General features: G+C 68.5%; 14 protein-coding genes. 13 read left to right on the top strand and 1 reads right to left on the bottom strand.

Going from position 1 to position 15,838, the window contains the following annotated elements; all coding sequences use genetic code 11:
* Window positions 1-20: 20 nt before the first annotated feature.
* The 3 genes from G9Q41_RS19145 (at window position 21) to G9Q41_RS19135 (ending at window position 2,815) form a co-directional block, all read left to right on the top strand.
* Window positions 21-260, top strand: a complete 240-nt coding sequence (locus tag G9Q41_RS19145; protein WP_165633695.1) for a hypothetical protein — start codon at window positions 21-23, stop codon at window positions 258-260.
* Window positions 261-1,376: 1,116 nt separating this feature from the next.
* Window positions 1,377-2,207 (top strand): DUF4231 domain-containing protein, encoded by an 831-nt coding sequence (locus G9Q41_RS19140; protein WP_207631481.1) that lies wholly within the window; start codon window positions 1,377-1,379, stop codon window positions 2,205-2,207.
* 176 nt (window positions 2,208-2,383) lie between these two features.
* A complete protein-coding gene (locus tag G9Q41_RS19135) occupies window positions 2,384-2,815 on the top strand; it encodes a hypothetical protein (RefSeq protein WP_092524628.1) in 432 nt (143 codons plus the stop codon).
* 98 nt (window positions 2,816-2,913) lie between these two features.
* Here the strand turns inward: G9Q41_RS19135 and G9Q41_RS19130 are convergent, their stop codons facing one another.
* Complete coding sequence (locus tag G9Q41_RS19130; RefSeq protein ID WP_092527641.1) at window positions 2,914-3,402, bottom strand: inorganic diphosphatase; 489 nt, start codon at window positions 3,400-3,402, stop codon at window positions 2,914-2,916.
* A gap of 682 nt (window positions 3,403-4,084) precedes the next feature.
* Here G9Q41_RS19130 and dacB point away from each other — a divergent pair.
* From dacB to G9Q41_RS19080, 10 genes are all read left to right on the top strand, one after another.
* Window positions 4,085-6,475 (top strand): D-alanyl-D-alanine carboxypeptidase/D-alanyl-D-alanine-endopeptidase, encoded by a 2,391-nt coding sequence (gene dacB, locus G9Q41_RS19125; RefSeq protein ID WP_092524626.1) that lies wholly within the window; start codon window positions 4,085-4,087, stop codon window positions 6,473-6,475.
* 503 nt (window positions 6,476-6,978) lie between these two features.
* A complete protein-coding gene (locus tag G9Q41_RS19120; RefSeq protein ID WP_165633694.1) occupies window positions 6,979-8,151 on the top strand; it encodes a zinc-dependent metalloprotease in 1,173 nt (390 codons plus the stop codon).
* 53 nt (window positions 8,152-8,204) lie between these two features.
* Window positions 8,205-9,188, top strand: a complete 984-nt coding sequence (gene tilS / locus G9Q41_RS19115) for a tRNA lysidine(34) synthetase TilS (protein WP_092524622.1) — start codon at window positions 8,205-8,207, stop codon at window positions 9,186-9,188.
* A gap of 32 nt (window positions 9,189-9,220) precedes the next feature.
* Entirely contained in the window at window positions 9,221-9,778 is a 558-nt protein-coding gene (hpt, locus tag G9Q41_RS19110) for a hypoxanthine phosphoribosyltransferase (RefSeq protein WP_092527638.1), read from the top strand.
* Between the two features lie 338 nt (window positions 9,779-10,116).
* Complete coding sequence (gene ftsH / locus G9Q41_RS19105; RefSeq protein WP_092524620.1) at window positions 10,117-12,678, top strand: ATP-dependent zinc metalloprotease FtsH; 2,562 nt, start codon at window positions 10,117-10,119, stop codon at window positions 12,676-12,678.
* 85 nt (window positions 12,679-12,763) lie between these two features.
* Complete coding sequence (gene folE / locus G9Q41_RS19100) at window positions 12,764-13,387, top strand: GTP cyclohydrolase I FolE (RefSeq protein WP_092524618.1); 624 nt, start codon at window positions 12,764-12,766, stop codon at window positions 13,385-13,387.
* Window positions 13,387-14,235: a dihydropteroate synthase gene (gene folP, locus G9Q41_RS19095; protein WP_242687671.1), complete on the top strand. Its 849-nt coding sequence runs from the start codon at window positions 13,387-13,389 to the stop codon at window positions 14,233-14,235. The genes folE and folP overlap by 1 nt, the downstream gene beginning before the upstream one ends.
* Window positions 14,228-14,620 (top strand): dihydroneopterin aldolase, encoded by a 393-nt coding sequence (folB, locus tag G9Q41_RS19090; RefSeq protein ID WP_092524616.1) that lies wholly within the window; start codon window positions 14,228-14,230, stop codon window positions 14,618-14,620. The genes folP and folB overlap by 8 nt, the downstream gene beginning before the upstream one ends.
* A complete protein-coding gene (folK, locus tag G9Q41_RS19085) occupies window positions 14,617-15,111 on the top strand; it encodes a 2-amino-4-hydroxy-6-hydroxymethyldihydropteridine diphosphokinase (RefSeq protein ID WP_165633691.1) in 495 nt (164 codons plus the stop codon). The genes folB and folK overlap by 4 nt, the downstream gene beginning before the upstream one ends.
* A 150-nt stretch (window positions 15,112-15,261) precedes the next feature.
* The gene (locus G9Q41_RS19080) at window positions 15,262-15,729 is read left to right on the top strand and encodes a DUF3180 domain-containing protein (protein WP_165633690.1); all 468 of its coding nucleotides are present in this window, start codon (window positions 15,262-15,264) and stop codon (window positions 15,727-15,729) included.
* Window positions 15,730-15,838: the final 109 nt, after the last annotated feature.

Below are 15,838 nucleotides of genomic sequence, written 5' to 3'. Positions count from 1 at the left end.
GGATGAGCGGTGGATGAGCGGTGGATGAGCGGGGGAGTTCGGTTCGTTCCCGCCCGCAGCTGGAGCGAGCGGAGCTAGAGCGGCTGGCCCGTGCCGGTTGCGAGGCGGCCGAGGCGTTGTCCGGGATGGCCGCGGTGCTGTCCGGGCAGCGGCGGGCGGCGCGGGTCTGGCAGGACGCCCAGCTCGCCCAGCGGGAGGCCTGGCGGTGCTGGCGTGTCGCCATGGACTCCGAACTGCCCGGGCAGGAGACTCCCTCCTGAGCGGCGTCCGAGTGAACGGATCCGGGAGACCTCGCTGCTGAAGCGGAACTCGGTCGAAAAGGAGAAGCTTCGTCGCGTTTTCCGTGTTGCGGAACACTTCTTCCGTGGTTGTTCCGGGGGCGCATCGGAAATTATTCCGAAGTCGGAATTCTTCGTGGATTGGTTTCGCGTCGATTCCGGTCGGGTTGTTCACCGCGTTTCGCTCCGCGCTCGCGCCTCCGTGGGCGGTGGTGCTGCGGTGCGGACCCCGGAGTGGAAGTTCCTGGTGAGGGTGACCGTCGAGTACGGGGGGAAGGCCCGTGGAGCTCGTGAGGGCGTGTAATACGATCCTGCCGTGCGGTGAGATTCGTGGGTTCGTGCTCCTTGCCGCGGGATCGAGTTGTGCGGCCCGACCGGAGGTTTCTGAGGTGGCCCACTGCTGGGGTGGTTCGAATGGGGGAGGGTGCTCCGTGCGGGATTTCCCGAGGGATTTTTCCGGGAACTGTTTACGGTGGCGCGTTGTTCCGCGCGGGTTCCGGCTGCCGGTTCTCCGCGGGTGAGCGGTCGGCGTGATCGCTCCGGGACTCGGGGCGGGAGGGTCCACTCGCTCGTGCCGCGCGGTTCCGGCGAGCTCTCCGCCGTTCCGCCCACCGCGTGGGTGAACCGGATCGTTCCGGAATTGCGGGGGTGTTCGTCCAGCGCGGGCCCGCGTCCCGCTCGGGGGGTTTCCCGGGAGCCCACGAAGTTCCTCGAGGGGCAGGCGGAGTCGGTTCTTGAAGGTCGTCCCGGGCGGGTGCTCGTTTCGCTCGGCGGGTGGTGCTTGGTCGGGAAGTCGTTCCGTCGAGCGGGGCCGGTGCGCGCGTCCGTCCGGTGAGGGCCGATCGTGTACCCGGAGACCGTGTGGGGGCGATCGTCCGGAGTGGTAGAACCCGTGTTCATGGCGCGTGTGCTTCCGCGCGGGGAAGCTCGTGGATGATGTGACGGTTCGGTGATCGCAGGTGAACGATGTCAGCTCCTCCGTACGGGGGAACTGAGTGCGTTGTGTTATTCGACCAGCCCGGGCGTCACCCCGTCAGCCGATTGCAGTAACGCTGTTGAGCTATTTCGATCACAGTGACGCCGTGAAGGGATCGTGTGATGAGCAGTACTGAGGTCAGTACGGGGATAGTCGGAGGAGGTGTGCTCTCCGCCGATTCGGCCCCTGATGACGTCGCGCGACGCATCGCGGACCTCTCCGAACAGGTGCATCGGGCACTGCTGTTACGACGTTTGCTGGTCGTGTGGGCCATTCCGGGGAACGGAGTCCTGATCGCCCTCGCTCTGGGGGGCCTCGTGCTGCGGGGTACCCCTGTTTGGTGGATGACGACACTCGTCTCGGTGATACTGATGATCTCCGTGGTGGGATCGCTCTTCCTGCTGTACCGCCAGTACTTCAGGGTACGCGGTATGGCGATCGAACTGCGGGAGCTGAATCAGGCGCGTCGCGAGCAGATGCTCGACGACATGGACTCCGGTGACCTGCTGGCCACGCACAAGCGCTACCGCGTGTACCTGCCGGACGCCGTCCGGGCGTACCGCAGGCAGGCTCGTCGTTATCGGTGTGCCAACAACGTGCTGCAGGTGATGGTCATAGCCGGGTCCATCGTGACCGCGGTGGTGGCTGCCGCTTCGGTGTCGATGGCGACCGCTCGCTGGTCGGCTGTCGTGTTGAGTCTCGTGGTGGCGTTGACCGCGGCCTTGTCCGGTTACGGCAAGTACCGGGAACGCAGTGTGAATTTGCAGGTAACCGCTGATGCCCTCGAGCGCGAATACCACTCGGTGGAGCTTCGGGTGGGCAAGTACGGTCGTTTCGAGGACGAGCGGGCCGCCTACGCGGAGTTCGCCCACGAGGCCGAGGTGTTGTTGGACGAGCACGCCAAACGTCAGCAACAGGTGGGGCCCGCTGTGCTGCCGGACAATCTGGTTTGACCTGATCGAGTGAGCTGGCCGCCTTTTGATGCTGCATTGAGGAGCTTCTGGGGATGTTCGTAATTACGTTTCGTGCAAATTGATGTATTGGGTAATCGCTGAACCGTGTTGAAGGGCGTTTCCGTAGGCTCTTCTTGGCGCGCAGGACCGCCACCTGTGCAGAGAGGAGCTAGGCGATGAAACGCACTTTGACCGCGGCGGCCGCTCTGTTGGCAGGAAGTGCTGGTGCCATCGGTTTCGCGGGTACCGCTTCCGCGGCGGACAGCCCCGAACTGCCCGCCGAGCTGCCGACGGACAACAGCGTGGCCAAGGCCACCTACCACACGGCCGCGACCCTGGAGTCGACCAAGCAGGTCGTCGGTGACGTCGTGCCCGCTCCGGACGCCGCCACGAGCCGCTCCGGGGACGGCGCTGCCGGCGTGCCCTCCGTGGACGAGAGCGGTAAGGCCGTCGGCGACCTGCTGAACGCGCCGCCGGTGGACAAGGCGGGCGACGCGCTCCAGGAGGGCGTGAGCGGTCGGGACGGTAGCTCCGGTCAGTCCACGGGCGGACTGCTCGGTGGTAAATCACCCCTCGGTGGGATCGTCGGCAGCCTGCCGATCGGTTGATTCCGCGCGGGGCGTACCCGAACACCCGAAAAACGTGGGTCCCCACCAGGCCGGTGGGGACCCACGTTTTTCGGAGCGTGCCGGACGAGGTCCGGGAGTCAGTGCTCCTGTTCCTTGGCGCGCTCGAACGAGCGCTTGATCTCGGTCTCGGCCTCTTCCCGGCCGACCCAGGTCGCGCCTTCCACGCTCTTCGCGGGCTCGAGGTCCTTGTAGACCTCGAAGAAGTGCTGGATCTCCAGCCGGTGGAACTCCTGGACGTGGTGGATGTCGCGCATGTGGTCCTGCCGCGGGTCGTCGGCCGGAACACAGATGATCTTGTCGTCGCCGCCCTTCTCGTCGCGCATCCGGAACATTCCGATGGCGCGCGCGCTGATCAGGCAGCCGGGGAAGGTCGGCTCCTGCACGAGCACGAGCGCGTCCAGCGGGTCCCCGTCCTCGCCGAGGGTCTCCTCGATGAATCCGTAGTCGGCCGGATACTGGGTGGCGGTGAACAGCGTCCGGTCGAGACGGATCCGGCCCGTCTTGTGGTCCACCTCGTACTTGTTGCGGTTCCCCTTGGGGATCTCGATCATTACGTCGAAGTCCACGCGGTTCCTCATTCGTCCTGACGGTGTTTCGGACGGCGACCTGTCGTGCGGTCCGCCGACCGCTCGAATGTCGCCGGAACGGCCGTGCCGTTCCCGGCCGTTGCTCGGGGAGTCCCCGATCGCCCGCCTGCGGCGGACCATCCGACGTGAGGTTCGACCGGAGCGGCCCGGTGGCCGAGCGGTCGACCATCGCCGGTCGCCGGTGGAGTGCGCGTACAGCCTAATAGTGCTTCGCCGGGCGTGTTTGCTCGGTTGTTCCGGCGCGATGCCTCGGTCGTGGCGGCGCCGAGAGCCCACCTCGCCCGTGCGGGGTGTCACGGGGCCTTCCGCGCGGGTTGCTCCTGCCGGACATCCCCGGAAGCCCCGGAGCGGAGCTCCTGCGGGAGTGCTCGCCCCGTTCCCGTTGTGTAGTTTTCCTCACACCACTGGGTGAGTCGGGGCGACCCGCAACACGGCACCGGTGGGATCGCTGGGCGAGACTCGGCCGTGCCGAGCGAATCTCTCCATCGGACTCCAGAGCTCATCGTTCATCGGACCGTCCCCGGAGCGGGTGTGGCCGTACCGCTGCCCCCTCCCGGCGCATCTAGTGTGGAGCAAGTCAGCCGTCCCAGCCGCATGACAGTGCGCGAGATCGCACAAGCGAGCCGGTGAACCGTCGAGTAACCCCTCGAGGAGGTCCCCCTTGTCCGATCCCCAGGCTTCGAAGGGCGAGACGGGCGATCACGAGGAGGTCGACTCGTCCGCGGCCACCGCGGCGGAATCGTCCCCCTCCGCGGAGGAGCACGACATCACCGGAACGAGTGAGGACCAGGGATCGCTCGACTGGCCCGCCGAGGACCCGGAAGCCACTTCCGGGGAAGCGGCGGCGAGCGGGGCCGCGGAGTCCGAGAGCTCCGAGGGCTCCACGGACTCCGAGGGTTCCGAGAACTCCGAGGATTCCGAGGCAGCCGCCCCTGCGTGGCCGGAGCACGACGAATCGGCCGTCGAGAGCACTCAGCGGTTGGAAACCATCGGTCACGCGGAGGGGGCGTCTTCGGAGGAGACCTCCCCGGAGGAAACGTCTCCGGCGGGAACGTCCTCGGAAGAAACTCCCGCGGAGGAGTCACCCCCTGCGGAGCCGGGCCCCGGGGACTCCGGCTCGGCCGGTCCCGCTGATGATCCGCCGACCGTGCAGCTGGCCGTGATTCCCCCCACCGTCGTGGAAAAGCCTCCTTCGGACGGGCAGCGGTCCCCCGGCACCTCGGACGTGGCCGGATCCGGTTCCCCCGGAGCCAGCCGCCCGGCCGATCCGGCCGATTTCGGCATGCCGCCTGGCGGTGCGACGTCAGGCGTCCCCCGACTGCTGGGCAGTCCCGGTGCGCGGGCCCTCCCCGAATCGGAGCCCGCGACGGGAGGCAGCGTCGACGGTGGGGACGGCGGCGAGGGGGTTGTCGCGGGAACCTCCGCGGTGGGCTCCGGGGCGGAATCGTCGGCGGAGACCGCGCCCGTCGGCGGGGGTGACACCGCCGCTGCCAGGGATGACCTCGCCACTGGAGGGGAAGGCACCGCCACTGGTGGGGGAGAGGTCGCCGGGGGCGGTGAGCGGAATCCCGACGCGGAGGTTTCACGGGGTGATCCCCCGGACACGGTCGGTGCGGCCGGGGACTCCGGTTCCGGCGGGGGAGCCAGGAGGTTCCACTGGAAACGGGTCCGCGAACGCATGGGCCGCAGAAGTGCGATCACCGCGGTTTCCCTGGCCGGTGTGATCGTGCTCGGGCTCGTGGCCGTGCTGGGGACCACGACCTGGTTCGGTGACGTGCTGAACCCCCGCGCGGATCCTCCCGCGCCGGTGCGGCTGGACCCCGCCGTCAGTGGGCTGGACTCCTCGGCGCGGATGCCGACCAGGCAGGGGCTGTCGCGAGCGCTCGAGGGAGTGGTGGCGGACCCGGCGTTGAGCGACCTGGGCGGGACCGTCCTCGACTCCAGGACGGGGAAGGTGCTGTGGAGCCGGAACGCCGATCGCGGCATGGTTCCGGCCTCGACCAACAAGCTGCTCACGTCCTGTGCCGCGCTGCTGGCCGTTGACCACGACTTCCGGTTCAGCACCAAGGTCGTGCGCGGGCAGGACCCCGGAAGCGTCGTCCTCGTCGGAGGTGGGGACCCGACGTTGTCCGCACTGCCCGAGGGGCGCAGTTCGGTCTACCCGGATGCGGCGCGGCTGGACGAGCTGGTGCGCAAGATCCGCTCGAGCACCTCGGGGGAGATCGACTCCGTGAAGGTGGACGTGAGTCGCTACAGCGGTCCCACTCTCGCCGAGGACTGGGACCAGGGGGACGTGAGGAACGGTTACATCGCCCCCGTGCGCCCGGTGATGCTCGACGGCGGGCGCGAGGACCCGACGGACATCCACAGCCCGCGCAGTGAGCATCCCGCCCTCGACGCGGCGCGCGAGCTCGCCTCCCGGCTGGGGGCGTCGACCGAGTCGGTGAGCACGACCACGGTGCGGGGCAGCACCTCCACGCTCGCCGAGGTTCGCTCCCCTCCGCTGCGGGACCTGGTGCGCAAGTTGCTCCGGGACTCGGACAACGTGCTGGCCGAGGCGGTGGCACGTCAGGTGGCGGTGGCCACGGGGCACGAGCCCTCCTTCTCCGGTGCCGTGCGCGCGGTGCGTTCCGTTCTCGAGCGGAACGGCTTCGACCTGAGCGGGGTGGAGCTCGTCGACGGGAGCGGGCTGGCCGATGCCGATCGGTTGCCTCCGCGATTGCTGGGTGAGCTGCTGCGGACGGCCAGCGCGCCGGCGGACGGGCCGTCCGGGCGCAGCGCCAGGCTGCGGCCGGTGCTGACCGCTGTTCCCATCGCGGGAGCCACCGGCAGTCTGGCCGGGCGGTACGACGGGCCAGCATCGGAAGCGCGCGGTTGGGTCAGGGCCAAGACCGGAACGCTGACCGGGGCGAACGCCCTGGCGGGGACCGTGGTCACCAAGGACGGCAGACTGCTGAGCTTCGCGTTCGTCTCGAACGGGAGCCAGCCGAACGCGGCACGTCCCGCGCTGGATCGGGTGGCCGCGGAACTGCGTTCCTGCGGCTGTCGCTGAACCCGGTGTCCCGCCGTCGATCCCCGATGTCGGGTCATCCGCAGCCGGGCGCCGACTGAGGTTCCGCCACCCGCACCGCTACGCAGCAGGAGCCGCCCAAGGTAAGTGCTTGCGAGCCTAATCAGGACGAGAACATCCGGTGCGTGAGTCGGATGCATTGCAAGGCCGGGCCGCTCGCCGCGTAGGTCGCTACTCAAGAGCGGCCCAACACAGCAAGGCGCCGACCGAGGTTCCGCCACGCAACCACCTACGACAACCGAGGCCCCGAGAAGCCTGCCACCCCAACGCAGGCGCTGTGAGCCTGAGCAGTCGGCACCGCCGGGGGTTCTCAGTCGAGTGCCCGGCGAGGACGGGCCCGACGTTGTGTAGGTCGCTACCCGATGTCGGGGCACCCCGCAGCCGGGCGCCGACTGAGGTTCCGCCACCCGCACCGCTACGCAGCAGGAGCCGCCTACTCTCCAAAAGGTTCGCTGGTGAGCTCGCGTGGGGGTAGGGTCAGTCCTGTGAATGTTCGTGCGTCCGCGCTTTCCGTGCCGCCGCGCCGCCAGGGGAGCGGGTACACCACCGCGCAACGTGCCGGTTCCACCGAGGGGCTCGGCACCGGTGCCGTCGACTGGGACACGGCCGTGAACACGGCGGGCCGGCTGCTCAAACCGGGTCCGGAGATCTCCCGGGCCGAGGCCGCGACCACGGTCGCGAGTCTGCGCGAGTTCAGCGCGGGTGCCGAGAAGCACGTGCGCGAGCTGACCGGTCTGGGGGGCGAGCTCCCGATCGAGTCCGGTGACGTGGTGGATCGCCCCGGTTGGCTGCGCGGCGCGGGTCGTGGTCTGGCCGAGCTGACCGACGTCGCCTTCGCCAACACCTCCGGAGCCGATTCGGAGGGGTCCAACGAGCTGTTGGCGACCATAAACAGCAGGGGCGCCGGGATTCAGGCCGGAGTGGTGCTGGCTTACCTCGGCACCAAGGTGCTCGGTCAGTACGATCCCTTCGCGCCAGCTGCTCCTGGGGCTAGCGGGGCGGGGCGACTGCTGCTGGTGGCACCGAACATCGTGGCCGCCCAGCGCGCCCTGGAAGTTCCCGAGGAGGACTTCCACATGTGGGTGTGCCTGCACGAGTCCACCCACCGGCTGCAGTTCAACGCGGTTCCCTGGTTGCGCGAGTACTTCGCGAACAGCGTCGGTGAGCTGATGAGTGCGATGGACGGCTCCACCGGGGAGTTGTTCGGCAGGCTGCCCTCGGCCGTTCGCGAGGTGCGTTCGGGGCGTTCCGGTGAGTCCGACACGAGCCCGGGGATGCTCGGTGTCGTGGAGCTGCTGCAGAGCCCGTCCCAGCGCGCCGCGCTGGACAGGATCATCGCCGTTTCCACGCTGCTGGAGGGGCACGCCGATCACGTGATGGACGCGGTGGGGCCTCGGGTGGTCCCGAGCGTGCACACCATCAGGGAGCGGTTCACCCGGCGCCGTTCCGGTGGTGGTTTGCTGGACAGGCTGCTGCGCAGCCTGCTCGGCGTGGACGCGAAGATCAAGCAGTACGCCAAGGGCGCCGAGTTCACGCGGCACGTGGTCGGGGCCGTGGGCATGGAGGGGTTCAACGCCGTGTGGGCCCGCCCGGACAACCTGCCGAGCCGCGCCGAGATCTCGGATCCCCCCGCCTGGTTGCGCAGGGTGCACGGCTGAGCGGTTCCTGAGGGGCGCGGTGGGAGAATGAGCGCGTGTCCCCACCCGCCTGTGTGAGTGAGATTCGTGTCGCGGTGCGTCGGTTGCTCGACTCGGAGGAGGCCGCCGCGCACCGGAGCTTTCCTCCGGTGGTGGCCTGTTCCGGCGGCCCGGACTCGCTCGCACTGGCCGCGGCGACCGCGTACTTCGCGCGTCGCCGGGGTGTCCCCGTTCACGGCGTTGTCGTGGATCACGGGATGCAGGAGGGGTCGGCCGAGGTCGCGGCCCGTGCTGCCGAACAGCTGGTTGACCTGGGGTTTTCCCAGGTGGACACGGTCCGGGTTCAGCCGGGTGGTGCGGGAGGTGCGGAGGCCGCCGCGCGCCGCGCCCGCTACGCGGTGCTGCGGCGGTATCGTCCTGAGGGGTCGCTCGTGCTGCTCGGCCACACCCTCGACGATCAGGCCGAGACGGTGCTGCTCGGTCTGGGAAGGGGGTCGGGAGCGCGGTCGATCGCGGGGATGCGGCCGTTGGACGCGCCGTGGGCCCGCCCGTTCCTGGGGGTTTCCCGCGGAACCACCGAGGCGGCCTGCTCCGAGCTGGGGCTGGTTCCCTGGCGGGATCCGCACAACTCGGATTCCCGTTTCACCAGGGTACGTCTTCGCTCCGAGGTGTTGCCCCTCATGGAGGAGGTGCTGCAGGGTGGTGTTGCGTCCGCGCTGTCCCGAACCGCCGCGCAGCTGCGCGAGGACGCGGACGCGCTGGACTCGGTCGCGGAGGAAGCTCGCGAGCGGGTGCGTGGCGCCGAAGGACTCGACGCGCGTGCGCTCTCCGGTCATCCGCCCGCGGTACGCAGGCGGGTGTTGCGGAACTGGCTCTCGGAGTGCGGGGTTCCCGAGCTCAGCGACTCCCATCTGCGGGCGGCCGACGCCTTGGTCGGTGACTGGCGGGGACAGGGTGGTCACGCTCTGCCCGGAGGGTACGAGCTGATTCGAGCTCGCGGCACTCTTCTGGTGGAATGCAGGGGTCGCGGAATCGACCAACGATCGAGCGACGGGTGAACATCAACCCAATCGAGAGGGGAAGCCGGGCCGTGTACGACGGCGACATTGCCTCCGTGCTCATATCCGAGCAGCAGATCAACGACAAGGTCACCGAGCTGGCCAAACAGATCGATGAGGACTACGGGCACCTGCAGGGAGGCGATCTGGTGCTCGTAGGGGTGCTCAAGGGCGCCGTCATGGTGATGACCGATCTGGCCCGGGCGCTTCCGTCACCGGCTCAGCTGGAGTTCATGGCGGTCAGCTCGTACGGTTCGTCGACCTCGTCCTCCGGGGTCGTCCGCATCCTGAAGGACCTGGACCGGGACATAGCGGGCAAGCACGTGCTGGTCGTCGAGGACATCATCGATTCGGGGCTCACGCTGTCCTGGCTGCTGAAGAACCTCGCCGCGCGCGGTCCCGCCTCCCTCGAGGTATGCACTCTGCTGCGCAAGCCCGATGCGGTCCAGGTCGAGGTTCCCGTCCGGTACGTCGGTTTCGACATCCCGAACGAGTTCGTCGTCGGCTACGGGCTCGACTTCGCGGAACGTTACCGCGATCTCCCCTACATCGGTAGTCTTGATCCGAAGGTCTACACCTCGGGGGTGTGAGCGGCGCGGTTCCCGAGCCGTCCCCGTAACGGGTACAACCGGAAGGGACGAGGCGCCCGGCGGTATCCTCGCACCGGTGACGATGGGTCGGGCGACTCCTGTCGGCCACCGTCGGTGCGTTGTGCCACCTCCGCGGGAGGTGGTTGGAACTAATCCGGCGTGTGACCCGTTGAACTCCAGGGGCGGGTACCCTGGAGGGCCTGTGGTTCGGTTCGCGCAGTTTGTCGCTGTCGCGGACGGTACGCTGGGCTGAACCGGGGGTGGACGTTGAATGGACGCCCGCCACCACCCGACGTGACAGTCAGGGAGGGTCGAGGCCGCTCGGCGGCCGCAAGTGAATGGACCGAAAGCGCCTGCTCCGCAACCCGCTGCTGTGGCTGTTGGCGGTGTTGCTGCTGTTCTACGCCTTCAGCGTGCTCTTCGACGACACGCGTGGCTATCAGGACGTATCCACCTCGACGGCACTGCAGCAGATATCGCAGGGCAACGTGGCGGAAGCCACTATCGAGGACAAAGAACAGCGGCTGAGGCTGACTCTGAACGACGGCGTCCAGGTTCAGGGCAGCAACCGGATCATCACCAAGTATCCGACCGGGGCCAACGAGGACATAGTCAACCGGATAGAGCAGTCAGGCGTCTCCAACTGGAACACCGAGGTGTCCCAGAGCTCCATCTGGAGTCAGTTGCTGCTCTACCTCATCCCGGTGGGACTGCTGGTCCTGCTGGTGATGTGGATGATGAACAACGCCCAGGGCGGCGGCAGCAAGGTGCTGAACTTCGGCAAGTCCAAGGCGAAGCAGTTCACCAAGGACATGCCCAAGACGTTGTTCGGCGATGTCGCCGGTGCCGACGAGGCGGTCGAGGAACTGCACGAGATCAAGGACTTCCTGCAGTACCCGACGCGCTACCAGGCTCTGGGCGCGAAGATCCCGAAGGGCGTGCTGCTCGACGGTCCGCCGGGAACGGGCAAGACGTTGCTGGCCCGTGCCGTGGCGGGTGAGGCCGGAGTGCCCTTCTACTCGATCTCCGGCTCGGACTTCGTCGAGATGTTCGTCGGTGTCGGTGCCTCCCGGGTGCGGGATCTGTTCGAGCAGGCCAAGCAGAACGCGCCCTGCATCGTCTTCGTCGACGAGATCGACGCCGTCGGCAGGCAGCGTGGTGCCGGTGTCGGTGGTGGCCACGACGAGCGCGAGCAGACGCTGAACCAGCTGCTGGTCGAGATGGACGGCTTCGACTCGCGGGGCGGGATCATCCTGATCGCCGCGACGAACCGCTCGGACATCCTCGACCCAGCCCTGCTGCGCCCGGGCCGCTTCGACCGCCAGATCCCGGTCGCCGCCCCCGACCTGCGCGGCAGGCGTGCGATCCTGAACGTGCACTCCAAGGGCAAGCCGCTCGCCCCGGACGTCGATCTGGACGGTTTGGCCAAGCGCACGGTCGGTTTCTCCGGCGCCGACCTCGAGAACGTGGTCAACGAGGCGGCGCTGCTCACCGCGCGGGAGAACGCGCAGCTGATTACCGGGGCGGCCCTCGAGGAGTCGGTGGACCGCGTGATCGGTGGTCCACGGCGCAAGAACAAGGTCATCTCGGAGCGGGACAAGAAGATCACCGCTTATCACGAGGGCGGGCACGCCCTGGCCGCCTGGGCCATGCCGGACCTGGAGCCGGTCTACAAGCTCACGATCCTGCCCAGGGGCAAGACCGGCGGGCACGCCCTTGTCGTCCCGGAGGACGACAAGGACATGATGACCCGTTCGGAGATGATCGGACGTCTCGTCTTCGCGCTCGGTGGCCGCTCCTCCGAGGAGCTGATCTTCCACGAGCCGACCACGGGTGCCTCCAGCGACATCGAGCAGGCGACGAAGATCGCCCGCGCGATGGTCACCGAGTACGGCATGACGGCCCGCTTGGGCGCGGTGAAGTACGGGAAGGAGGAGGGCGATCCCTTCCTCGGCCGTTCCGCCGGGCAGCAGCCGAACTACTCCCTGGAAGTGGCCCACGAGATCGACGAAGAGGTGCGCAAGCTCATCGAGGCCGCGCACACCGAGGCCTGGGAGATCCTGAGCACCTACCGGGACGTACTCGACAACCTCGTCCGGGAGGTCCTCGAGAAGGAGACGCTCAACCGCGCCGATCTGGAGCGGATCTTCGCCGAGGTCGAGAAGCGTCCGCGGATCACCGCGTTCAACGACTTCGGTGGTCGTACTCCCTCGGACAAGCCGCCGATCAAGACACCTGGCGAACTGGCGATGGAGCGCGGCGAGCCGTGGCCGCCGCCGGTCAACGACCAGCCGAGTCCCGCTCCGGTCGGAGCCGTTCCGGGAGCGAACGGATACGGGGCCCAGCAACCCGGCCAGCAGTACGGTTCCGAGCAGCAGCAGGGGCATCCGCCCCAGGGGTACCCGGCACAGCAGCCGCCGCAGCAGCCGCCGCAGGGCAACCAGCCGCCGGGGACCGCACAGATGCCCTACCCGGGGGGTGCCGGTCAGCCGCAGCAGCCACCGCAGGGGTATCCGCCGCAGGGCGGGCAGCCTCCGCAGGGTGTTCCGCCGAACTACGGCGCCCCTCCGGGGTGGACTCCGGCCACTTCACCCGGTGGGCAGCCCTACCAGCCTCCGGCACCGAACCAGCACAACTGGGTGCCTTCCTGGGAGGGCGGTGCACGACCGGAGAACGGTCAGTCCGTGCAGCAGGAAGGCCCCCGGACCGAGCAGATTCGGCAGGGGCAGCCCGAGCAGCCCTCCGGGGAATCGGGTGGCTCGACCAGCGGTGAGCAAACCGGAAAACCTAACACCGAAGCCGAGCAGGACACGTCCGAGGGATCTCAGGATTCCGGACGGAGCTCCGGAGGCGATTCGGGGACCACGGGCGAGAACGGGAACGGTACCGAGAACCGCTGACGGTGGACCCCGGTGGTGAGCGGCATCCGGTCGTCGACCGGATGCCGCGCCGCTGTGGAGGGAACTACACGTGACAGGTGAGAGCGTGCCGGTGGGGCCGGACGCCGAGTTCGGCGCCGATCCCGCCGAGTTCGTTGATCAGAAGTTCGACAGGCCCAGAGCGGCGGCTGCGATCCGCGAACTGCTGCTGGCCGCGGGCGAGGACCCCGATCGTGAGGGGCTGCGGGAAACCCCGGAGCGGGTCGCCCGCGCTTACGAGGAACTGTTCACCGGGCTCTACACCGACCCGGACGAGGTGCTGGACCGGACTTTCGACGAGTCCCACGAGGAGCTCGTGCTGGTTCGGGACATCCCCATGTACTCCCAGTGCGAGCACCATCTGCTGCCGTTCCACGGCATGGCCCACATCGGATACATCCCGAACGACCAGGGCAGGGTGACCGGCTTGTCCAAGCTCGGGCGGCTGGTCGACCTCTACGCGAAGCGTCCGCAGGTTCAGGAGCGACTGACCTCGCAGATCGCCGATGCGCTCACCCGCAAGTTGGAACCGCGGGGAGTGATCGTCGTGGTGGAGGCCGAGCACCTCTGCATGGGCATGCGCGGAGTGCGCAAGGCGGGCTCGGTCACCACCACTTCGGCGGTGCGCGGAGTGTTCCGGTCCTCGGCCTCGTCCCGTTCCGAGGCACTGTCGTTGATTCGGGGGAAATGATGGCCGCTGGGCTGCCGGAAGTGTCCCGCTGCCTGGTCATGGGCGTGTTGAACGTTACGCACAACTCCTTCTCGGACGGTGGGCGCTATCTGGACCACGAGGCCGCCGTGGCGCACGGCAGGCAGCTGTGGGAGCAGGGCGCCGACATCGTCGACGTGGGCGGGGAATCCACCCGCCCCGGTTCCGAGCGGGTGGCCGCCGAGGTGGAGTCGGAACGGGTTCTTCCGGTGATTCGCGAGCTGAGCCGTGCCGGGATTCCGGTCAGCGTGGACACGACTCGTGCCGAGGTCGCTTCCGCTGCCGTGCGCGCAGGAGCCGGGCTGGTCAACGACGTGTCCGGGGGGCTCGCCGACCCGGAGATGGCCGGGGCGGTGGCCGACGCGGGGGTTCCCTGGGTGCTCATGCACTGGCGGGGGCACAGCCGCGAGATGAATTCCCTGGCGGTTTACCAGGACGTGGTCTCCGAGGTGCGCGCCGAGCTGGCCGCGCGTGTCGAGGCAGCTCTGGAGGCCGGGGTAGCGGAGGAATCGCTCGTGCTGGATCCGGGACTCGGCTTCGCCAAGACCGGCGAGCACGACTGGCAGCTGCTGCACAACCTGGAAACCTTCCTGGGGATGGGGCCCGCGGTGCTCGTGGGGGCGTCCCGCAAGCGCTTCCTCGGAGCAGTGCTGGCCGATTCCGCGGGGACGCCCCGTCCCGCGGCCGAACGTGACGTGGCAACGGCCACGGTTTCCGCGCTGGCCGCTGAGCGGGGTGCCTGGGCGGTGCGCGTGCACGACGTGGTCGGTTCCCTGGACGCGGTGCGGGTCACCGACGCCTGGAAACGCGGAGGTGAGAACTTTGGCTGACCGGATCGCGGTCACCGGCCTGCGCTCGTTCGGATACCACGGGGTGTTCGAGCGGGAGAAGCAGGAGGGGCAGGAGTTCGTCGTGGACATCACCGTCTGGGTGGATCTCGACGAGGCCGCCGCCGAGGACGATGTGAACCGGACCCTGCACTACGGGGTGCTGGCCGAGCGCGCCGCGGCCGTGGTCACCGGTCCCTCCCGTGACCTGGTCGAGACCGTCGCGGCGGAGATCGCCGACGACGTCATGGCCGACGGCAGGCCGCACGCCGCGGAGGTCACGATCCACAAGCCTGCTGCGCCGATCCCGCTCACCTTCGACGACGTTTCGGTGACCATCCGCCGTTCGCGGCGCGGTGGGCGTGGGGCGAAGGCCGCTTCGACATGAGTCGTGCGGTGCTCTCGCTGGGATCGAACGTCGGTGACCGCCTCGAGTACTTGCGGCTGGCGGCACGTGGTTTTTCCGACGTGCTGGTCGCGGCTTCCGCGGTGTACGAGACGGCGCCGTGGGGGGTCACCGATCAGCCGGACTTCCTCAACGCGGTGCTCGTGGTGAGCTCTCCCGAGTTCGACGAGTGGGACTGGTTGCGTCGTGGGCAGCGGCTCGAGCAGGAAGCCGAGCGCACGCGGGAGCAGCGTTGGGGACCGCGCACCCTGGACGTGGACGTGGTCACTGTGGACGACGTGCGCAGCGGCGATCCGGAGCTGCTGCTGCCGCACCCAGGAACGTCCGAGCGGGCGACCGTGCTGGTTCCCTGGGCCGAGGTGGAGCCGGAGGCGGTTCTGCCCGGGCGCGGAAGGGTGTCCGAGCTGTGCGGGCGACTTCCGGACGAGGAGGTGGCCGGGGTGCGCAGGTGTCGGGACCTGAGCCTGCTCTGACGGTGGTTTTCCGGACCGGGGTCCGAGGGGGCGCGGACGCACGGATCGTGACTCGTCCCCGGGCAGGGACTCGTAACAAAGGCAGTGAGCCGTCTCCGCGGTGTCCGAGGTGCGGTTCCGGGACGACGGCGGCGCCGGCACGGAGGGCGGATGAGCTACACCAGGACTCGTGATCTCGTGGCCGCGGCTCTGATCGCGGCCGTGCTGGTCTACGGCGCTGTGCAAGTGGGTTACGGTGCGCTTCCCCCGTTGCCGCTCGCCGCGGGCGCGACCCTGCTGGTGGTCGCGCTGTTGGAGGTCGTGCTGGCTTTCGTGGTGCGCCCGAAGGTGCAGCGCAAACCGGGAATCGAGCCACTCGATCCGATGACGGCTACTCGGGTGGTGGCGTTGGCCAAGGCCTCCTCGCTGGCCGGGGCGCTCATGGGGGGCGCCTGGGTGGCTCTGCTGGTCTTCCTGCTGCCTCGGTACGGGCCCGTGGAGGTCGTCAAGTCGGACACTGCGGCTGCCGTGATCGGGCTCATCAGTGCTGTGGCGCTGATCGGCGCGGGGTTGTGGCTGGAGTGGTGCATGCGCAATCCGGACGAGCCCGAGGAGGACACCGACTCCGAGGACGAGTAGTGCTCTTTCCGGTGTGAACTCGTTCGGTTGTTTCCGCGGTTCGTTTTCGCGCGAAAAGGTGATTTTCCGCTCCGGCTGCTCGAAAAACAGCACTTCGTTGCGTAATCGC

This window comes from Actinopolyspora sp. BKK2 (assembly GCF_011291845.1).
In the GTDB taxonomy this organism is placed as follows: domain Bacteria; phylum Actinomycetota; class Actinomycetes; order Mycobacteriales; family Pseudonocardiaceae; genus Actinopolyspora; species Actinopolyspora saharensis.
The sequence above is the reverse complement of the archived record's forward strand: the minus strand, read 5'-3'. Positions and strand labels throughout refer to the sequence as shown.

Excerpts from the sequence above, each read along its gene's own strand:
- G9Q41_RS19140 (WP_207631481.1), top strand. The coding sequence starts at position 1,377 with ATGAGCAGTACTGAGGTCAGTACGGGGATAGTCGGAGGAGGTGTGCTC.
- G9Q41_RS19135 (WP_092524628.1), top strand. The coding sequence starts at position 2,384 with ATGAAACGCACTTTGACCGCGGCGGCCGCTCTGTTGGCAGGAAGTGCT.
- ftsH (WP_092524620.1), top strand. The coding sequence starts at position 10,117 with ATGGACCGAAAGCGCCTGCTCCGCAACCCGCTGCTGTGGCTGTTGGCG.
- folP (WP_242687671.1), top strand. The coding sequence starts at position 13,387 with ATGGCCGCTGGGCTGCCGGAAGTGTCCCGCTGCCTGGTCATGGGCGTG.
- folK (WP_165633691.1), top strand. The coding sequence starts at position 14,617 with ATGAGTCGTGCGGTGCTCTCGCTGGGATCGAACGTCGGTGACCGCCTC.
- G9Q41_RS19080 (WP_165633690.1), top strand. The coding sequence starts at position 15,262 with ATGAGCTACACCAGGACTCGTGATCTCGTGGCCGCGGCTCTGATCGCG.